Consider the following 19359-nt stretch of genomic DNA (forward strand, 5'->3'; position numbering starts at 1 on the left):
ATGTGCCTGAGCTGCCAGACCGTCTCTGTCCAGAACCCCGCCGCGCCCCGCACCTTCACCCACGACGGTGACATCACCTCGCACCGCGCGCCGACCCAGTTCCCCTTCGGCACGCTGACCGAGGACGCCGGCCGCAGCGCCGACCCGGTGCTCGTCGAGATCGTCCAGGGCTCGCTCGCGGCCGTCGAGCACGAGGTCGAGACCGCCATCGCGCGCACCTCGCGGAGCCCGATGATCCGCGACGCGCACGACTTCCGTGCGGGCATCCACGACCGGCTGCTGCGCAAGCTCACCGGCCGCTCGTACTCCGCGCTCGTGCACCCGGTCGCCCGGGACTTCCCGATCGAGGAGATGCAGGAGGGCGACGTCTTCTTCCACAACGACGTCTACCTCTCCGAGGGCGGCATCGGCCACCTCCCCGACCTGTGCGTCACCGTCCCGGTGTTCGCCGGCCCGGAGGGGGAGCGCCGCGTCGTCGCGTTCATCCAGGCCTTCGGCCACCACGACGACATCGGCGGCGCGGTGCCGGGATCGATGCCCTCGCATGCCACCAGCGTGTTCGAGGAGGGCCTCGCCGTACCTCCGATCAAGCTGTGGGACGCCGGTGTGCCCAACCGCGCGGCGCTGACGATCATGACCCGCAACTCGCGGATGCCCGAGTCGCTCGCGGCCGACCTGGACGCCGAGTGCTCGGCCTGCCTGATGGGCGCGCGCCGCCTGGGCGAGCTCTTCGACCGCTACGGCGTCGAGACCGTCGAGGCCTGCTTCGACGCCGTCATCGACCGGTCCACCGAGACCTACCGGCGCGAGATCCTCTCGAAGATCCCGGTCGGCACCTGGACCTGGGAGGACTACGCCGAGCACGACGGCGTCGACGACCCGCAGCTGCACACGCAGCGGATCACCCTCACCCGGACCGCGGCCGAGGACCCCGAGGGCGAGCGGCTGATCCTGGACTTCGCGGGCACCGGTCCGCAGGCCAAGGGCCCGATCAACCACTGCGGCGACTACTCCGACGGCGTCTTCCTCAAGAAGTGGCTGGCGCCGATCCTGCGCAACCTCGCCGACACCCCGGAGCGGATGGCCGAGCTCGACGTCAACGAGGGCGTCGTACCGCTGATCGAGATGCGCTTCCCGGAGAAGGGCACGCTGCTGACGCCGATCTTCCCGGCGCCGACCAACGCCCGGACCTTCGTCATCCTGCGGCTGCTCGGCGTCCTGGCCGGCGTGATCGCCAAGGCGGTCGACGGCCGGATGCCCGCCGACCAGGAGACGATCCGCTACACCGGCGTCTACGGCGAGGACCTCGAGGGCCGCTCGTACCTCATGCGCGAGGTGCTCGGCGGCGGCTCCGGCGGCCGCTACTACGCCGACGGCGAGGACACCATCCACGTCGTCCCGGACTCGCGGAACCTGCCCACGGAGTTCACCGAGTCGCGCTTCCCGTTCGTGGTCGAGTCGCTGAGCCTCGCGATGGACTCCGGCGGCGCCGGTCGGTTCCGCGGCGGCCTGGGCTACGAGAAGCACATCCGGATGCTCAAGGACGCCCACTTCATGTCCATCGCCGACCGCTCGATCCTCGCCTGCTGGGGCGTCAAGGGCGGCAAGGCCGGCAAGCCGTTCCAGGTCACCGTCGACCCGGGCGGCCCGAACGAGCGCGAGGTCGACGCCCTCGCGGACGCCGAGCCGGTCGTGGCGGGGGAGACCATCCGGATCCGCACCACCGGCGGCGGCGGCTGGGGCGACCCGCTCGCGCGCGACCCGGAGCTCGTCGTCCGGGACGTCGTGTGGCGCAAGGTCTCCCCGGAGGCCGCGCTCGCCGACTACGGCGTGGTCCTCACCGGGTCGCTCGACGACGACACCCTCGGGTACGACGCCGCGGCGACCGCGACCGAGCGGGCCGGCCGCCCGGCACCCGTCGAGGACGACGTCTTCTTCGACCGGGGACCCGGCTACAGCACCCTGTCGGGCGGCGCCGCCGCGGCCGCGGTGGACGTGCTCTGAGGATCAGGGGAACGCCGTGAAGGTCGCGATCCTCGGGGGATCCGGCAAGACCGGCCGTGCCGTCGGCGCGGCCCTGGCCCGGACGGGTGTGGCGACGCGCCCGCTGGGCCGGGCCGCGTTCGACGACCTCCCGGCCGCCCTGGCCGGCGCCGACGCCGTCCACGTGATCGCCCCCAACCTGCACCCCGACGAACCGTCGTACGTCGCCGCGGTGCTGGCCGCCGCGGCCGAGGCCGGCGTCGGCCGGGTCGGCTACCACTCGGTGGCCTCGCCCTACGCCCCGGCCATGCCGCATCACCTCGGCAAGGCCGTCTCGGAGGACCTGGTCCGCCGCTCCGGCCTGGCCTGGACGATCCTGCAGCCCTGCGCGTACGTGCAGAACCTGTTGCCCGCCGTGCGCTCCGCCCGGCCGTCCGGCGTGGTCGAGGTGCCCTACGCCGTCGACACCCTCTTCGGGATGGTCGACCTCCAGGACGTCGCCGCGGCGACCGCGGTGGTGCTGACCGGCGGCGAGCACGCCGGGGCGACGTACGAGCTCGGTGGGCCGGCGCTGGTGAGCGTCGCCGACGTCGCCGCCGCGGCCGGCGTCGCCGCCCGGCGGGTGCCCGCCGGCGACGACGTGCATCCCTGGCTGCGCGCGATGTTCGACTACTACGACGCGCACGGCCTGCCCACCGGCGGCGTGCCGCTGCGCGCCCTGCTGGACCGGGCGCCCGCCTCGGTCGAGCAGGTGCTGGCCCGGGATCTCGCACGGTGAGCGGCCGCTGGCAGGTGTTGCCAGCCTTCTCCGGCCACGTTGGCTGTTCCTCACGATGAACGACGGTGATCGGGCTCACTAGGTTCGCAGCATGAGGATCCTGCTGGCGCTCGGCGGCAACGCGATGACGTCTCCGGACGGCAAGGCCCGCCCGGAGGACCAGATCGCGGCCGCGACCGAGGCGATGGAGGCCGTGGCCGACCTGGTCGCCGCGGGGGTCGACGTCGTGATCACCCACGGGAACGGGCCGCAGGTCGGCAACCTGCTGGTCAAGAACGAGCTGGCCGCGACCGTCGTACCTCCGGTCCCGCTGGACTGGTGCGGCGCCCAGACCCAGGGCACCCTCGGCGACATCCTGATGAACGCCCTCGACGGCGCGCTCGCCGCTCGCGGCGTCGCGCGGCCGTCGGCAGCCCTGGTCACCCGGACCCGCGTGGACGCGGCGGATCCCGCGTTCGCGAAGCCGAGCAAGCCGGTCGGCCGCTACCTGCCCGCCGACGAGGCGCGCACGATGATCGAGCACGGCGAGACCTGGGAGGACCGCGGCGAGCGCGGGTGGCGGCGGATGGTCGCCTCGCCCGAGCCGCTGGAGGTCCTCGACGCGCCGGCCGCGGTCGCCCTGGTCGAGGCCGGGTTCGTCGTCATCGCCAACGGCGGTGGCGGGATCCCCACCGTACGCCGTCCCGACGGCACCCTCGCGGGCGTCGAGGCGGTCATCGACAAGGACCTGGGCGCGGCGCTGCTCGCCCAGGCGATCGAGGTCGACCTCCTCGTCATCGCCACCGACGTCGCGCACGCCGTCCTGGGCTTCGGCACGCCCGAGGCCCGCGACATCGGCGAGGTCACGCTCGACCAGATGAGGTCCTACGCCGCCGAGGGCCACTTCGCCGGCGGCTCGATGGGCCCCAAGGTCGACGCGGTCTGCCGCTTCGTCGCGGAGTCCGGCCGGCGCGGCGTGATCACCGACCTCGGCAGCATCCTCGCGGCCGCCGACGGCCGCGCCGGAACGATCGTCACCCCCAACTGAAGAACCCGAAAGGAACCTGACCATGCCTTCTGCCATCGAGGTCCGCAAGGTCCCGATCCACTCCGTCGCCGACGCCTCCGAGCTCGCCAAGCTCATCGACGAGGGCGTCTTCAAGGCCGACCGCGTCATCGCGATCATCGGCAAGACCGAGGGCAACGGCGGGGTGAACGACTACACCCGGATCATCGCCGACCGCGCCTTCCGCGAGGTGCTCGTGGAGAAGGGCGCCCCGGCCGACCAGGTCAAGCAGGTCCCGATCGTCTGGTCGGGCGGCACCGACGGCGTGATCAGCCCCCATGCCACGATCTTCGCGACGGTCGACGTCGCCGAGGACGACCCGAGCCGCGAGGAGCAGCGCCTCACCGTCGGCTTCGCGATGAGCGAGCCGATCCTGCCCGAGGAGATCGGGTACGTCGCGATGATCGAGAAGGTCGCCGCGGGCGTGAAGGTGGCCATGGAGCGCGCCGGCATCACCGACCCGGCGGACGTCCACTACGTCCAGACCAAGACGCCGCTGCTCACCATCCACACCATCCGCGACGCGCACAGCCGCGGCAAGGAGGTCTGGACCGAGCACACCCACGAGTCGATGGACCTCTCCAACGGCGTCACCGGCCTCGGCATCGCGGTCGCCCTCGGCGAGATCGAGATGCCGACCGACGCGGACGTCATGAAGAACCGCGACCTCTACTCCTCGGTCGCCTCCTGCTCCTCCGGCGTCGAGCTCGACCAGGCCCAGATCGTCGTCGTCGGCAACGCGAAGGGCGTCGGCGGCCGCTACCGGATCGGCCACTCGGTCATGAACGACGCGCTCGACGCCGACGGCATCTGGAACGCCATCAAGGACGCCGGCCTCGACCTGCCCGAGCGCCCGCACACCTCCGACCTCGACGGCCGCCTGGTCAACGTCTTCCTCAAGTGCGAGGCCTCCCAGAACGGCGAGGTCCGCGGCCGCCGCAACGCCATGCTCGACGACTCCGACGTGCACTGGCACCGCCAGATCAAGTCCTGCGTCGGCGGCGTCACCGCCGCGGTCACCGGTGACCCGGCCGTCTTCGTCTCCGTCTCCGCCGCCCACCAGGGCCCGGAGGGCGGCGGTCCCGTCGCCGCCATCGTCGACCTGGGCTGACCCGGCACAAGCTGACCCGGAAATCGCGCTGACCCGGCGCATCGTGGCCCAGATTTCGCGCTGACCCGGCGCATCCTTACCTTGAGCGAGGTAAGGACGCGCCGGGTCAGCGTCTCTGGCGGGTAAGGATGCGCCGGGTCGCGCCAACCGGGCACCAACCAGACGTCCCTAGTGTGAACCGGGTCACAGATCCCTCGGCCCTTGGGAGCGTCATGACCCGGATCAGCCTCACCGTCGACGGCCAGCGGGTCGCCGACGACGTCGAACCCCGGATGCTGCTCGTGCAGTACCTGCGGGAGAAGCTCGGCAAGACCGGCACCGTCGTCGGTTGCGACACCAGCAACTGCGGCGCCTGCACGGTCCACCTCGACGGCAGGAGCGTGAAGTCCTGCAACGTGCTGGCCGTGCAGGCCGACGGGGCTGCGGTCACCACAATCGAGGGACTGGCCGGCGAGGACGGCGGGCTGCACCCCGTACAGGAGGCCTTCCGCGAGTGCCACGGCCTGCAGTGCGGGTTCTGCACGCCCGGCATGATCATGCAGACCGTCGACCTGCTCGCCGAGAACCCCAGCCCGTCGGAGGAGGCGATCCGGCTCGGCCTCGAGGGCAATCTCTGTCGCTGCACCGGCTACCACAACATCGTCCGGGCCGTGCAGCACGCCGCCGGTACGACGACCGCCGGCGAGGAGGTGACGGCATGACCGCGACCCAGGAGCCCGCGGCGCAGCAGGAGATCGGCCGCGACCGCCGGCGCAAGGAGGACCAGCGCCTGATCACCGGCCGCACGCGGTGGACCGACAACATCACGCTCCCGGGCATGCTGCACCTGGCGATGGTGCGCAGCCCGTTCCCGCACGCCCGGATCACCGGCATCGACGCGGAACCGGCCAGGCAGAGCCCCAATGTCGTCGCCGTCTACACCGGCGCCGACCTCGGCGAGGGCCAGGGCGTGTGCATCAACGCCTGGCCCGTGGTCACCGACCAGGTGACCCCCGCCCACGTGCCGATGCCGACCGACCGGGTCGCGTTCGCCGGCGAGACCGTCGCCGTCGTCGTCGCCCGCAGCGCCGCCGAGGCGCGCGATGCGGCTGAGCTGGTCGAGGTCGACTACGAGGAGCTGCCAGCCGCCCTCGACCTCAAGGAGGCGGCCACCGCCCACGAGACGGGCGGCGCGATCGCCCACCCCGACCTCGGCACCAACGTCAGCGCCGTGTGGCGCTTCGACTCCGCCGAGGCGGGCACCGGCGGCGACGTGGAGGCCGCGATCGCGGAGGCCCGTGAGAACGGCATCGTGATCGAGCGGGAGTACCGCCAGCAGCGGCTGATCCCCGCGTTCATGGAGCCGCGCAGCGTCGTGGTCGACCCCACCGGCGAGCAGATCACCGTGTGGTCGGCGACCCAGATCCCGCACATCCTGCGGTTCGCGCTGGCCGCCACGACCGGCGTACCGGAGTCCAAGATCCGGGTGATCGCGCCTGACGTCGGCGGCGGCTTCGGCGGCAAGCTCCAGCAGACGCCGGAGGAGATGATCGCCTTCGCCGTGGCCCGCCGGCTCGGGAAGCCGGTGAAGTTCACCGAGACCCGCAGCGAGTCGCTGCTCACCGCCCACCACGGCCGCGACCAGTGGCAGCGGCTCACCCTCGCGGCGACGAGGGACGGCCACGTCACCGGCCTCAAGGTCGACCTGCTCGCCGACCTCGGCGCGTACGTCGCGATCGTCGGCGGCGGCGTCCCGGTGCTCGGGGCGTTCATGTTCAACGCGATCTACAAGTTCCCGGCCTACCAGTTCCAGACCACCAACGTCCTCACCAACAAGACCTGGACCGACGCCTACCGCGGTGCCGGCCGGCCGGAGGCCACCTTCGCCGTCGAGCGGCTGATGGACGAGCTCGCCGCCGAGGTCGGCGTCGACCCGCTCGAGATCCGGGAGCGGAACTGGATCACGCACGAGGAGTTCCCGTTCACCACGGTCGCCGGGCTGGAGTACGACTCCGGCAACTACGAGGCCGCCACCGCGCGGGCCAAGGAGATGTTCGGGTACGACGCCCTCCGCGCCGAGCAGGCCGAGCGCCGGGCCCGCGGCGACAAGGTCCAGCTCGGCCTGGGCGTCTCGACCTTCACCGAGATGTGCGGCCTGGCGCCGTCGCGGGTCCTCGGGCAGCTCAACTACGGCGCCGGCGGCTGGGAGCACGCCGAGGTGCGGATGCTGCCGACCGGCAAGGTCGAGATCGTCACCGGCGCCTCCGCCCACGGGCAGGGGCACGAGACCGCGTTCAGCCAGATCGTGGCCGACCGGCTCGGCGTGCCCTTCGAGGACGTCGAGATCCTGCACGGCGACACCCAGGTCTCCCACAAGGGCCTGGACACCTACGGCTCCCGCAGCCTGGTGGTCGGCGGCGAGGCCCTGGTGCGGGCCGTCGACAAGGTGATCGAGAAGGCGCGGCCGGTCGCGGCGCACCTGCTCGAGGCGTCCGCCGACGACCTGGAGTTCACGGACGGGCGCTTCACCGTCCGCGGCACCGACGCCGGCATGGCGATCACCGAGATCGCGACCGCCGTCTTCGCGGCGCACAACCTGCCCGACGGGGTGGAGGCGTCGCTCGACGCGGAGGCGACCTACGACCCCGTCAACTTCAACTACCCCCACGGCACCCACCTGTGCGCGGTCGAGGTCGACACCGAGACCGGGCAGGTGCGGCTGCGCCGGTACGTCTGCTGCGACGACATCGGAATCGTCATCAACCCCCTCATCGTGTCCGGGCAGGTGCACGGCGGGCTGGTCCAGGGCATCGCGCAGGCGCTGTGGGAGGAGGCGGTGTACGACGAGAACGGCACCCTCGTGACCGGCTCGTTCGTCGACTACCTGCTGCCCACCGCGGCCGACACGATCAGCTTCGAGCTCGACCACACCACCTCGCCGTCCACGACCAACTCCCTGGGCACCAAGGGGGTCGGCGAGGCCGGTACGATCGCGTCCACGCCGGCGGTCGTCAACGCGGTCGTCGACGCGCTGCGCCCCTACGGCGTCCACGACGTGCAGATGCCCTGCACCCCGGAGCGGGTCTGGCGCGCGATCCGGGACGGCTCGCCCGGCGGGGAGACCACCGGCGCCGCCGCCCCCCACTTCGACGAGTCGGAAGGAGCAGCCCAGTGATCCCCGCAGCCTTCGAGTACGTCGCGCCGACCTCGGTCGAGGAGGCGCTGGCCGCGCTCGCCGAGCACGGCGACGACGCCAAGATCATCGCCGGCGGCCAGAGCCTGCTGCCGGTGCTCCGGATGCGGCTCAACGCCCCGGAGTGGGTGATCGACCTCGGCCGGATCGACGCGCTGCGCGGCGTACGCGACGCCGGCGACCACCTCGCCATCGGCGCGATGACCACGCACCACGACGTCGGGCAGGACCCGCTCGTGCACGAGCACGCGCTGCTGATCAGCAAGGCGATCACCCATCTCGCCGACGCGCAGGTGCGCCACCGCGGCACCTTCGGCGGTGCCCTCGCCCACGCCGACCCGGCCGGCGACCTCGGGGCGCCGGCGCTCGCCCTCGACGCCACCTTCGTCGTCCAGGGCCCGGGCGGCACCCGGGAGATCGCCGCGGCCGACTTCTTCGTCGACCTGTTCGAGACCGCGATCTCCGACGACGAGATCCTGGTCGCCGTCCACGTCCCCAAGTACGACGGCTGGGGGGCGGCGTACGAGAAGTTCGTCCGGATCGCCCACCAGTGGCCGATCGTCGCGGTCGCGGCGGCGGTCCGGCTCGACGGCGACGCCATCGCCGAGGCGCGGATCGGCCTCACCAACATGGGCTCGACGCCGGTCCGGGCGCGGGCGGCGGAGGCCGCGCTGGCCGGCGTACCGGCGACGGAGGAGGGCGTGGCGGCGGCCGCCGCGCTGGCCGCCGAGGGTACGAGCCCGCCCAGCGACCTCAACGGCGACGCCGACTACCGCCGGCACCTCGCGACCGTGCTCACCCGGCGGGCCGTGCTCGCGGCGGCGGGCAGGGGCTGATCTTGGACCTCAGCCACTCCTTCACGGTCCCGACGCCCGTCGATGCGGCCTGGGCGCACTTCCAGGACATCGGCGCCCTCGCCGAGTGCTTCCCCGGAGCCCAGGTCACGGCCGTCGGCGAGGACGAGGACGGCGCGCCGACCTTCGAGGGCACCTGCAAGGTCAAGCTCGGCCCGATCGCCCTCGTGTACGCCGGCTCCGGCAAGTTCGTCGAGCGCGACGAGGCCGGCCGCCGGTTCGTCGTCGACGCGAAGGGCCGCGACAAGCGCGGCAACGGCACCGCCGGCGCGAAGGTCACCGTCACCATGACGGCGTCGTCGGGCGACGGGGGCGACGCGACCCAGGTGGAGGTGCTCACCGACCTCGCCATCACCGGCAAACCCGCCCAGTTCGGCCGCGGGGTGATGCAGGACGTCTCCGACAAGCTGCTCGGCCAGTTCGTGTCCTGCCTCGAGCAGCGGCTCGCCTCCGAGGCTCCCGCTGCGGGGTCGGTCTCGACGACGCCCCATGCGAATTCGTCGTCGGATGAGCCGGATCGCGACGAAAACGCATGGGGCGCGGCACCACAGCCAGCCCCCGTGGACGACGACGCGCTGGATCTCGGGTCGGCCGTGCTGCCGGTGCTGCTGAGGAGCTACGGGAAGCAGGTCGGCGCCGTGCTCGGCGTCCTGCTCGGGATCGCGGTGCTGCGGAGACGGCGGCGTCGTCGGCGGCGCGCGCGCTGATCCGCCGGCGCTGTAACACGTAGTTCGCCCCTCTACCCGCCGCAAGACATCGAGGAAAGGCGTCTGTACGGGGATGGAACATAGGTGATACGGCGCTGAGAGCGGCGAACTACGTGTTACAGCGGGCAGGACGCCGCGCGCGCTGCCGATGAAGAAACGGCGGCGTCACCAGGCGTCGGGACGGCTGTAGTCCTCGTCGTCGTACAGGTTCTGGTCGTCGTGGCGCTGCTCGAGGCCGCGCTGGTTCTGCTCGTCCAGCCGGTCGCGGCGGGGGTCGGACTTGCCGGGGTCGTCGGGCTGGGGCTGCTCGTCGGGCTGCGGCTGGGGCTCCTCGGGCTGCTGGTTCTCCGCCAGCTTCTCCCGCAGACGCTTGTCGACCGCGGCGGCGTCGGCGGACTGCTCCTCGCCGCGCCCGGAGTCGGTCGGGCAGTCGCCGGCCGCGAGGACGTCGATGCCGGCCTGGAAGGACTCGACCGCCGCGTCCGTGGCGCCGGACGCCAGCGCCGCGTCGCCGACGGCCTCGTGGGCGAGGGCGAGGTTGATCCGCACCGTGCACTCGTCGCGCTGCGGGACGTCCTCCAGCGCGGCCTCGTAGGAGGCGATCGCGTCGTCGTACCGCTCCCGGGCGTGGTCGGCCGTGCCCTCGTCGAAGGCGGCGATCCAGGGCTCGAGCCAGTTCAGCCTGCGGGTGCCGGCGAAGTCCGCGGCGGCGGCGTCGTAGTCGCCGCGGTCGAAGGCGTCGCGGCCCGAGGCGTTGCCCTGCAGCATCAGCGTCACCTTGAGGGCGTACGCCGCCAGCAGCAGCGCCGGCAGCAGGCCGGCGAGGAGCAGCACCAGCCGCAGGCGTCGCCGCGGGTTGGCGGGCCGGTCGGGACGCGAGGTCATCGCACGGCCTCCTTCCGGCGGTCCGGCCGCTCCGCGCTTGCCGGCGCCAGGACGTGCCGGGACGTCCAGACGGCCCGCCAGCCGGCGTGCAGCTCGAGCAGCAGCAGGCCCAGCAGGAGGACGCCGGCCAGCCAGGTCAGGTCGTTCTTCGCGGGGCGGCGGTGACCGCCCTCCCCGTCGGAGTACGACGCCCGGAACGACTCCACGACGTCGTCGAGCCCGCCGGGGCGGGTGCGGTGCTCGAAGGGCACGCCGAGCTCGTCGGCGATCTTCTCGAGGTTGTCGAGGTCGGCCCTCGAGACCGCGGTGTCGCCGGTCTCGGGGTCCTGGACGTAGCCGAGCGCGCTGCCGAGGTCCTCGTCCTGCGGCATCGGCGCGCCCTGGGTGGTGCCGTAGCCGAGGACCACGCCGCCGGCGATCAGCTCGTCGACGTCGCCGTACGACTGGTCCCGGCCCTCGCTCGTGGTGTCCTCGCCGTCGCCGACGTAGACGACGATCCGGCGCCGCTGCGGCGCCTTCTCGGCGGCGCGTTCCAGCAGGTCGGTCAGCTCCGGCACCGGACGGTCCGCGCGCGAGCCGATGCCGTCCTTGGGACGCTCGAGGTAGAGCGTCTCGACCGCCGCACCGAAGGCCGCGCTGTCGGAGGTGAGGGGGAGCACCACCCGGGCGTCGGTGCCGAAGGCGAGCATCCCGAAGCGCGCCCCGGGCAGGGCCTCGGCGAGCGCGGCGAGATCGGCCTTGGCGCCGGTGATCCGCGGCTGGCGGCCGTCGTAGTCGAGCGCCGCCATCGACCGGGTCCGGTCGACGACGACGACCACGTCGATGTCGGCCAGCTGGGTGGGTACGTCGGCCCGGCCGAAGCCGGGGCGCAGCAGGATGACGACGAACAGCAGCACGATCCCGATCCGGCGGGCGAGCACCAGCGCGGTGGCGGTGGCCGGCCTCATCGGCTCGCCTCCCCGTCGCCCGAGGCCCGCCCGCGGTCGCGCAGGACGAGCACCCCTTGCAGCACCCACAGCACGGCCATCCCGACCAGCCCGATGCCGACCACCACGGTGCCGAGCCGCGGCCGGTCGAGCACCTGGACCAGCGGCGGCCGCTTGATCGGCTTCGCCTCCAGGTCGGCGATGGCGTCGATCACGGTGCTGGTGCTGCCGTCCTCGCCGAGCAGCGAGAAGGTGCCGCCGGTCGTGGCCATCGCGTCCCGGAACTGCGCGACGGCGGCGGGCCGCTCGGCCGTCTTCGGCGCGGCGATGCCGTGGACGACGACGCGCTGCTCGCGGGCGTAGTCGGCGGCGTCCGGGACGGTGAAGATGCCCGCGCCGATCGGCTCGTTGTCGGAGGCGAGCACGATCGCGCGGCTGCGGTCCTCGTCGCGTCGGTCGAAGCGCTGCACGCAGGACGCGAGCCCGTCGCCCAGCTGGGACTGGACGTCCCAGTCCAGCACCGTGCCGGCGGTGAAGATCGCGTAGTCGTCGCTGTAGACGTCACCGGACGCGAAGGCCTTCTCCGCCGCGGAGAGCTGCTCGAGGACGTACTCGTAGTCGTCGGTCAGCGGGAACACCGTGATCGCCGCGCCGCTCCAGATCGTCAGCCCGATCCGCTCACCGCGCAGGCCGGCGATGATGGTGCGGAACTCCCGCAGCACGTCGGCGTCCACCTCGGCCATCGAGCCGGAGGAGTCCAGGCAGAGCACGATGTCGCGGGTGCGGTCCTCCTGGGACAGGGTCTGCCGCTGCTGCAGCCGGCCCGCCAGGACGACCGCGCCCGAGCAGGCCACCAGCGCGGCCAGGGTCAGACAGGCGCCGAGGACGACCTGGCGCCGCACGAGCGTGCGGTAGCGGGGCAGGCCCCGCAGCCGCGCGGCATGGGCGACGTACGCCGCACCGGTGCGGGTGGGGCGGCGCCAGGGCCGCAGCCAGAGCACGAGGAGCAGCAGCACCAGCGCGGCGAGCGCCAGCGCCAGCCACGGCCACCGGAACGTGGTGGTGTCGCTGTCCCACATCAGGCCGCGCTCCAGTCGCCGACCAGTCCGCGGGCGCGCTCGGCGGCGGTGTCGAACAGGTCGCGCGCGACGGCGTCGTCGGGCGCGAACTCCGGCGGGTAGACCAGCTCGATCACCTCGACCAGCGCGGCCGGCGCGCGGTCGCGGAAGTCGGCGAGCACCATGGTCCGCGCCGGGAGCGTGGTGACGGCGGCGACGTAGTCGCGGACCACCTCGCTGAGCTGCTGGTGGCCGTCGCGCGGCGCGAGCTCGCCGGACCGGACGAGCGCGTCGATCCGGTCGATCCGGGCGAGATGCTCCTGGCGTACGTCGGGCAGGGGCACGCCGGCGCGCGCGACCGTCCGCGGCCGGGGCGGGCGGGTGAGCCACCAGGCGAGCAGGTAGTAGACGGCCAGCGCGACGGCGAGCCCGAGCGCGATCCACAGCCACCGGTCGGCGTACCCGACGGGTCCGGAGAACTCCTCCGGGAGGTCGGCGCGGAGCCGGGCCGGCAGCCGGGCCGGGAGCGCGGCGGGAGCGGCGCTTCGGAAGCTTGCTTCCCCCGTCGACGCGAGGACGCGCTCGGCCAGGACCAGGCTAGCGACGGCGGGCATGGCGGTGCCTCTCCAGCATGCGGAAGACCGCGGTGACCGCACCGTCGAGGTCGCGGACCTGCTCCTGGACGATGCCGAGCTGGTCGAGCCGACGACGCATCTCCAGCGCCTGGTCGTCCACGAGCGTCGCCAGCTCGCGCCGCAGCTGCGGGTCGCGGCGCAGCCAGGCCGGCACCTCCGCGCCGGCGTCGACGTCGAGCAGCCGCTGGCCGGCCATCACGGGCGTGGTGGGGTCGAGGTCGCCGACGGTCAGGTAGAGCACCTCGTGCTGGGCGGCGAGGCGCCGCAGCAGCATCGCCTGCTCCTCGGTGACCGCCGGCTCGTCGGTGACGACGAGCAGGATGGTGCGCCGCCGGATGGTGCGCACCACGTGGCGCAGCAGGGCGGTGAGGTCGCCGGGCGGGCCCTCGGGACCGATCGCGTCGTGCACGGTGCCGAGCAGCCGCTCCAGGTGGAGCTCGCCGCTGCCCGGGCGCGAGACGTGCCGGCGGGCGGCGTCGCCGTGGACGAGGCCGACGAGGTCGCCGTGCTGCACGGCGAGGTACCCGGTCACCCCGGCGACGAAGACGGCCAGCTCCCGCTTCGAGGTGGGTACGGCGGCGCTGCCGACGCCCGCGAGCGCGGCCATGCTGCGCCCGGTCGAGACGCACAGCAGCACGGTGTGCTTGCGCTCGGCGACGTACCGCTTGACGAGGAGCTGGCGGCTGCGGGCCGAGGCCTTCCAGTCGATGTCCTTCACGTCGTCGCCGCGGACGTACTCGCGCAGGTCGTTGAAGTCGATGCCCCGCCCGGCGTGGATCGCGGCGTACTCGCCCTCGAGCAGCCCCCGCACCTTGCGGTGGGCGTGGATCGAGAGCCGCGACTTGATCCGGGTCAGGTGGGCGGTCATGGCCGGCTCAGGGGGTCGGCACCGCGCGGAAGACGGCGTCGATCACCATCTCGGGCTGGACCCGGTCGGCGAGCGCCTCGAAGCTGAGGTGGAGCCGGTGCCGCAGCACGCTGTGCCGCAGCTCGCGGACGTCCTCCGGGATGACGTAGTGGCGGCCCTGGACGACCGCCATCGCCCGTGCCGCCTGGAAGAACGCGATCGAGCCGCGCGGACTGGCGCCGATCTCGACGTAGTTGCCGAGGTCCGGCCCGAGCAGGCCGGTGACGTCGCGGGTCGCCCGCACCAGGGCGGTGATGTAGCGGCGGATCGCCGGGTCGACGTACACCCGGCGGACCAGCTCCTGCAGCTCGGCGATCTCCTGGGGGCTGACCACGGCCGCGACGTCGGTCATGTGCTGGCCCAGGGTGCCGTCGTCGATCCGCTCGAGGACCATCAGCTCGTCGTCCTCGGTGGGGTAGTCGACGATCTCCTTGAGCAGGAACCGGTCCATCTGGGCGTGGGGGAGGACGTAGGTGCCCTCCTCCTCGATGGGGTTCTGGGTGGCCAGCACCATGAACGGGTCGGGCAGCGGGTGGATGGTGCCGGCGATCGAGGTCTGCCGCTCCTGCATCGCCTCCAGCAGCGCCGACTGGGTCTTCGCGCTGGCGCGGTTGATCTCGTCGAGGAGGACGAAGTTGGCGTGGACCGGGCCGAGCTGGGTCTCGAACTCGTGACGGCGCGGGTCGTAGACCTGGGTGCCGATGATGTCGCTGGGCAGCAGGTCCGGCGTGCACTGGATCCGCGCGAACCGGGCGCTGACCGCCTGCGCGAGCGTCGACGCCGCCAGCGTCTTGGCCAGCCCGGGGACGCTCTCGAGCAGGACGTGGCCCTCGGAGAGCAGCGTGACCAGCAGCGCCGTACGCACCCGGTGCTGGCCCACGACCCGGCTGGAGAACGCGTCGGACACCTTGCCGATGGCCTCGGTCGCGCGGGTGAGCTCGTCGGCGGTCAGCGGCGTGCTCGGGCCGGCGGGGGTGCGCCGGGTGCGGCCGGTGGTGAAGGCCTGCGACTCGTTGACCTGCGTCATGACGCCCAACCTACCCAGCGGGCGGATGCCTCACCCCTGCGGCGGAGGGCCTTCGGCGAGCAGCCGGTTGCGGAGCTCGTCGTCGCGGCGCAGCCGGGCCAGGTCGCGCTCCCGGCGCTCGGCGACGACCGCCATCAGCACCAGCTCCGGCGGCGCGCCGGGCGGCGGGGGCGGAGCGACGTGGGGGAGCACGTCGGCGAGCAGGGTGCGCGCCACCCGGTCGCGGGAGACCGGGTCCAGGGTGGGGAGCCGGCCGAGGAACTGGCGGACGGCGAGCGCGGTGCCGGTCGGCAGGGTCCCGAGATCGGTACGCCGGGCCCACGCGGCCAGCTGCGGCGGCGGGTACGGCGGGTGCGGCAGCCGGAGCGGCACCCGCTCGCGCACGACGTACGTGCCGGCGGCGTAGTCGCCCAGCCGCTTCCCGCGGGTGCTGAGCATGATCGAGAAGAACGCCGGCGCACCGGAGAAGGCGTAGATCTCCACGAACCCGATCAGCGCGCGCACCAGCGCGTGCTGGAAGCTGATCGGCCCGCCGTCGTCGCGCACGGTCCGCAGCCCCAGCGCCAGCTTCCCCAGCGACCGCCCGCGGGTCAGCGTCTCCAGCGCCGTCGGCAGCGCCAGGAACGCCAGCACCGACGTCAGCACCGCCGCCGCCCCGAACAGCGCCTCGTCGGCGGCGGGTGCCGCCGCGAGCGTGAGCACCACGAACAGCACCACCAGCGTGACCAGGGTGACCAGGACGTCGATCAGCCCGCTCGCCATCCGCAGGCCGAGGGAGGCGGCCGGCAGGTCGAGCGCCACGCCCTCGCCGGTGACGAGGTCGTCGGCGGTGACGGTGGCGAAGTCGGAGGTGGACATCGGGTGCAGCCTACGGCGGGCCGCTGTAACACGTTGTCCGCCGCTCTACGTGCCCCTCTCCCTCTGTAACACGTTGTTCGCTGCTCTACCCGCCCCAAGACATCGCAGAAAGGGGCCTGTGCGGGGATGCCACAGCGGTGACAGGGCGGAAAGAGCAGCGAACAACGTGTTACAGCGGGGGCGTGGCTGCCACAGTGCCCAACAACGTGTTACAGCTCGCGCACGGCCGACGCGCCGGAGATAGGCGACCAGATAGCCTCGGCCCCGTGCCGCGCATCGACCTCGACGCCTACGTGGCCGCCCACTCGCGCTCGTGGATCCGGCTGGACCAGCTGGTGCGCCAGCGGCGGCGGACGGGGGCCGAGGCGGACGAGCTGGTCGACCGGTACCAGCAGGTCGCGACCCACCTGTCCGTCGTACGGACCTCGGCGCCGGACGGCGAGCTGGTCGCGCACCTGTCGTCCCTGCTCGGGCGGGCGCGGATCGCGATGCTGGCGGCGCGGGTGCCGAGCTGGCGCGGGCTGGTCGGCTTCTTCACCGAGCGGTTCCCGGCGGCGCTCTACGAGCTGCGGTGGTGGTGGCTCGGCTGCGTGGCGGGCAACGTCCTGGTCACGGCGGTGATGATGATCTGGCTCGGGCAGCACCCGCAGGTCGAGCAGAGCCTGCTCTCGCCGCAGGAGGTCGACCAGCTGGTCAACAACGACTTCGAGAGCTACTACAGCGAGAACGCGGCCAGCGCCTTCGCCACGCACGTGTGGATCAACAACGCCTGGGTCAGTGCCCTGTGCATCGCGCTCGGGATCCTCGGCCTGCCGGTGCTGTGGCTGCTGTTCCAGAACATCGCCAACCTGGCGATCATCGGCTCGATCATGATGCGCCACGACCGGGGCGACCTGTTCTGGGGCCTGATCATCCCGCACGGTCTGCTGGAGCTCACCTGCGTCTTCGTCGCCGGCGGGGTGGGGCTGCGGCTGTTCTGGTCGTGGATCGAGCCCGGCCAGCTGTCGCGCGCGGGATCGCTCGCCCGCGCCGGGCGGACGGCGGTCACGGTCGCGCTCGGCCTCGCGGTGTGCCTGTTCGTGAGCGGCATCATCGAGGCGTTCGTGACCCCGTCGCCGCTGCCGACCTGGGCGCGGATCGCGATCGGCATCCTCGCCGAGGCGGTGTTCCTGGCCTACGTCTTCGTCGTCGGTCGGGCGGCCGTCGCGCGCGGGGTCACCGGCGACGTCTCGGCGTCGCTGCTGGAGGACCGGGTCGCTACCCAGGCGTAGCGCACTCCTAGGCTGGACGACATGAGCCGGGCGGTCGTGGTGGGGGCGGGGATCGCCGGCCTGGCCGCCGCCCGCGCGCTCGCCGAGGCGGGACTCGACGTCCTCGTCCTCGAGGCGACCGACCGTCCCGGCGGCAAGCTCCGCGGCGGCGACGTCGCCGGCGTGACGGTGGACGTGGGCGCGGAGGCGATGCTCCACCGGCGCCCGGAGGGCACGGCGCTCGCGACCGCGCTCGGCCTGCCGCTCGCCCATCCCACCGCCGCCACGTCCCGGGTCTGGACCCGCGACGCGCTGCGCCCGCTGCCGCGCACCCTGATGGGCGCGCCGCTCGACCTCGACCAGCTCGCCGCGTCCGGGATCCTGTCCGAGGCCGGGCTGGCCGCCGCCCGCGCCGGCGGCCCCGAGCACCCCGACGGCGATGTGTCCGTCGGAGACCTGGTCGGCGCCCGGTTCGGCGACGAGGTCGTCGACCGGCTGGTCGAGCCGCTCCTCGGCGGCGTGTACGCCGGCCAGGCCCGCCGCATCTCCACCCGCTCCGCCGCGCCCCAGCTCCTCGACCTGCTCGCACGCCCCGCGGCCACCCTGCCGGCACCCCCCGCCGGCGCGCCGCCCGTGTTCGCCGGCGTCGAGGGCGGCATGTGGCGGCTGCCCGCCGCGCTCGACGCGGACCTGCGGGACCGCGACTCCACCGAGATCCGGTACGACGCCCCGGTGACCGCCGTGCGTCGTACCGCCGCCGGCTTCGTGGTCACGACCCCCGCCGGCGACGAGGCCGCCCCCCATCTCGTCCTGGCCACTCCCGCCGCGCCGACCGCCCGGCTGCTCGACGACCTCGCCCCGGCCGCGGCGCGCGAGCTGGCCGGCATCGCCTACGCCTCGGTCGCCCTCGTCACCCTCGCCTTCCGCGCCACCGACCCCGGCGTCGCCGAGGCGCTCGACACCGGCGCCTCCGGCTTCCTGGTCCCGCCGGTCGACGGCCGCCGGGTCAAGGCGTCGACCTTCTCCTTCGCCAAGTGGGACTGGGTCCGGGCAGCGGGGGAGGGGCTGCTGGTCCTGCGCACGTCCCTGGGCCGGTACGGCGAGGAGGCCACCCTGCAGGTCCCCGACGACGCGCTGGTCCGCGCCTCCCTGGCCGACCTCGCTGCCGCGACCGGTGTCACGACCGCACCGGTCGACGCCGTCGTCCAGCGCTGGGGCGGCGGCCTGCCGCAGTACTGGGTCGGCCACGCCGCCCGGGTCGCCCGGGTCCGCGCCGCCGTCGCGGAGGTCCCCGGGCTCGCGCTCTGCGGGGCGGCGTACGACGGCGTCGGGATCCCGGCCACGGTCGGCTCGGCCCAGCGTGCGGTGAGCGAGCTGCTGACCGGCACAATGGGGGCATGACCGACCCCCAGGCGCACCTCAAGACCAACGCGGCGAAGATCAACGAGCTCAACGACACCATCCGCTTCACCATGTGGTCGGTGTTCCGGCTCGAGGAGCCGTTCGGCGCCGACGACGTCGTCCGCAAGAGCGAGGCCGCCGAGATCGAGGCGCTGCTCGCCGAGCTGGCCGCCGAGGACGTCGTCGTCCGGGGCCTGTACGACGTCGCCGGCCTGCGCGCCGACGCCGACCTGATGATCTGGTGGCACGCCGCGACCAGCGACCAGCTGCAGGACGCCTACCATCGCCTGCGCCGGACCGCCTTCGGCGCCCGGCTCGCGGCGGTCTGGTCGCAGATGGCGCTGCACCGTCCGGCGGAGTTCAACCGCAGCCACCTGCCGGCGTTTCTCGCCGACGAGCGTGCCCACTCCTATGTCGCGGTCTACCCCTTCGTCCGCTCCTACGAGTGGTACCTCCTCGAGGACGGCGAGCGTCGCCGCCTCCTCGCCGAGCACGGCCAGATGGCCCGTGACTACCCGGACGTGCGCGCCAACACCGTCCCGAGCTTCGCGCTCGGCGACTACGAGTGGATCCTCGCCTTCGAGGCCGACGACCTGACCCGGATCGTCGACCTGATGCGGCACCTGCGCGGCTCGGAGACCCGCCGTCATGTGCGCGAGGAGGTGCCGTTCTACACCGGCCGCCGGGTGGAGGCCGCGGCGCTGATCGAGCGGCTCCCCTGACCTCGGGGCGTGCCGCGACACGCCGTACTTTGAAAAGTCT

At 73.2% G+C, this 19359-nt stretch carries 18 protein-coding genes; 11 read left to right on the forward strand and 7 right to left on the reverse strand.

The window, feature by feature from the left end; genetic code table 11:
- From FIV44_RS22385 to FIV44_RS22420, 8 genes are all read left to right on the forward strand, one after another.
- Entirely contained in the window at window positions 1-2004 is a 2004-nt protein-coding gene (locus tag FIV44_RS22385) for a hydantoinase B/oxoprolinase family protein (RefSeq protein WP_141006370.1), read from the forward strand.
- Window positions 2005-2020: 16 nt separating this feature from the next.
- Window positions 2021-2761: an SDR family oxidoreductase gene (locus FIV44_RS22390; RefSeq protein ID WP_141006371.1), complete on the forward strand. Its 741-nt coding sequence runs from the start codon at window positions 2021-2023 to the stop codon at window positions 2759-2761.
- Window positions 2762-2852: 91 nt separating this feature from the next.
- Window positions 2853-3788, forward strand: a complete 936-nt coding sequence (locus FIV44_RS22395; protein ID WP_141006372.1) for a carbamate kinase — start codon at window positions 2853-2855, stop codon at window positions 3786-3788.
- 22 nt (window positions 3789-3810) lie between these two features.
- The gene (bar, locus tag FIV44_RS22400; RefSeq protein ID WP_141006373.1) at window positions 3811-4917 is read left to right on the forward strand and encodes a barbiturase; all 1107 of its coding nucleotides are present in this window, start codon (window positions 3811-3813) and stop codon (window positions 4915-4917) included.
- Window positions 4918-5129: 212 nt separating this feature from the next.
- A complete protein-coding gene (locus FIV44_RS22405; protein ID WP_141006374.1) occupies window positions 5130-5618 on the forward strand; it encodes a (2Fe-2S)-binding protein in 489 nt (162 codons plus the stop codon).
- Complete coding sequence (locus tag FIV44_RS22410; protein ID WP_141006375.1) at window positions 5615-8071, forward strand: xanthine dehydrogenase family protein molybdopterin-binding subunit; 2457 nt, start codon at window positions 5615-5617, stop codon at window positions 8069-8071. Before FIV44_RS22405 ends, FIV44_RS22410 begins: the two co-directional genes overlap by 4 nt.
- On the forward strand, window positions 8068-8925 hold the full coding sequence (locus FIV44_RS22415) for an FAD binding domain-containing protein (RefSeq protein WP_141006376.1): 858 nt from the start codon (window positions 8068-8070) through the stop codon (window positions 8923-8925). The genes FIV44_RS22410 and FIV44_RS22415 overlap by 4 nt, the downstream gene beginning before the upstream one ends.
- 2 nt (window positions 8926-8927) lie before the next feature.
- Window positions 8928-9650 carry an SRPBCC family protein gene (locus tag FIV44_RS22420; RefSeq protein ID WP_141006377.1) on the forward strand — a complete coding sequence of 241 codons (723 nt, stop codon included), beginning with the start codon at window positions 8928-8930 and terminating at the stop codon, window positions 9648-9650.
- A 165-nt stretch (window positions 9651-9815) separates the two neighbouring features.
- Here the strand turns inward: FIV44_RS22420 and FIV44_RS22425 are convergent, their stop codons facing one another.
- The 7 genes from FIV44_RS22425 to FIV44_RS22455 are packed head-to-tail and all read right to left on the reverse strand — an operon-like array spanning window position 9816 to window position 15946.
- On the reverse strand, window positions 9816-10535 hold the full coding sequence (locus FIV44_RS22425) for a hypothetical protein (protein ID WP_141006378.1): 720 nt from the start codon (window positions 10533-10535) through the stop codon (window positions 9816-9818).
- Window positions 10532-11482 (reverse strand): VWA domain-containing protein, encoded by a 951-nt coding sequence (locus FIV44_RS22430; RefSeq protein WP_141006379.1) that lies wholly within the window; start codon window positions 11480-11482, stop codon window positions 10532-10534. The genes FIV44_RS22425 and FIV44_RS22430 overlap by 4 nt, the downstream gene beginning before the upstream one ends.
- Window positions 11479-12540, reverse strand: coding sequence for a VWA domain-containing protein (locus FIV44_RS22435; protein ID WP_141006380.1), 1062 nt, complete (start codon window positions 12538-12540; stop codon window positions 11479-11481). The genes FIV44_RS22430 and FIV44_RS22435 overlap by 4 nt, the downstream gene beginning before the upstream one ends.
- A complete protein-coding gene (locus FIV44_RS22440; RefSeq protein WP_141006381.1) occupies window positions 12540-13133 on the reverse strand; it encodes a hypothetical protein in 594 nt (197 codons plus the stop codon). The genes FIV44_RS22435 and FIV44_RS22440 overlap by 1 nt, the downstream gene beginning before the upstream one ends.
- A complete protein-coding gene (locus tag FIV44_RS22445; RefSeq protein WP_141006382.1) occupies window positions 13117-14022 on the reverse strand; it encodes a DUF58 domain-containing protein in 906 nt (301 codons plus the stop codon). The genes FIV44_RS22440 and FIV44_RS22445 overlap by 17 nt, the downstream gene beginning before the upstream one ends.
- 7 nt (window positions 14023-14029) lie before the next feature.
- Complete coding sequence (locus tag FIV44_RS22450; protein WP_141006383.1) at window positions 14030-15088, reverse strand: AAA family ATPase; 1059 nt, start codon at window positions 15086-15088, stop codon at window positions 14030-14032.
- Between the two features lie 30 nt (window positions 15089-15118).
- Window positions 15119-15946 (reverse strand): RDD family protein, encoded by an 828-nt coding sequence (locus FIV44_RS22455; protein ID WP_141006384.1) that lies wholly within the window; start codon window positions 15944-15946, stop codon window positions 15119-15121.
- Between the two features lie 266 nt (window positions 15947-16212).
- Here FIV44_RS22455 and FIV44_RS22460 point away from each other — a divergent pair, with 266 nt between their 5' ends.
- The 3 genes from FIV44_RS22460 to hemQ are packed head-to-tail and all read left to right on the forward strand — an operon-like array spanning window position 16213 to window position 19319.
- A complete protein-coding gene (locus tag FIV44_RS22460) occupies window positions 16213-17217 on the forward strand; it encodes a stage II sporulation protein M (protein ID WP_246086560.1) in 1005 nt (334 codons plus the stop codon).
- Window positions 17218-17238: 21 nt separating this feature from the next.
- Window positions 17239-18597, forward strand: a complete 1359-nt coding sequence (locus tag FIV44_RS22465; RefSeq protein WP_141006385.1) for a protoporphyrinogen/coproporphyrinogen oxidase — start codon at window positions 17239-17241, stop codon at window positions 18595-18597.
- Window positions 18594-19319: a hydrogen peroxide-dependent heme synthase gene (hemQ, locus tag FIV44_RS22470; protein WP_141006386.1), complete on the forward strand. Its 726-nt coding sequence runs from the start codon at window positions 18594-18596 to the stop codon at window positions 19317-19319. Before FIV44_RS22465 ends, hemQ begins: the two co-directional genes overlap by 4 nt.
- Window positions 19320-19359 lie beyond the last annotated feature (40 nt).

It is taken from the genome of Nocardioides humi, from assembly GCF_006494775.1.
Classification (GTDB): domain Bacteria; phylum Actinomycetota; class Actinomycetes; order Propionibacteriales; family Nocardioidaceae; genus Nocardioides; species Nocardioides humi.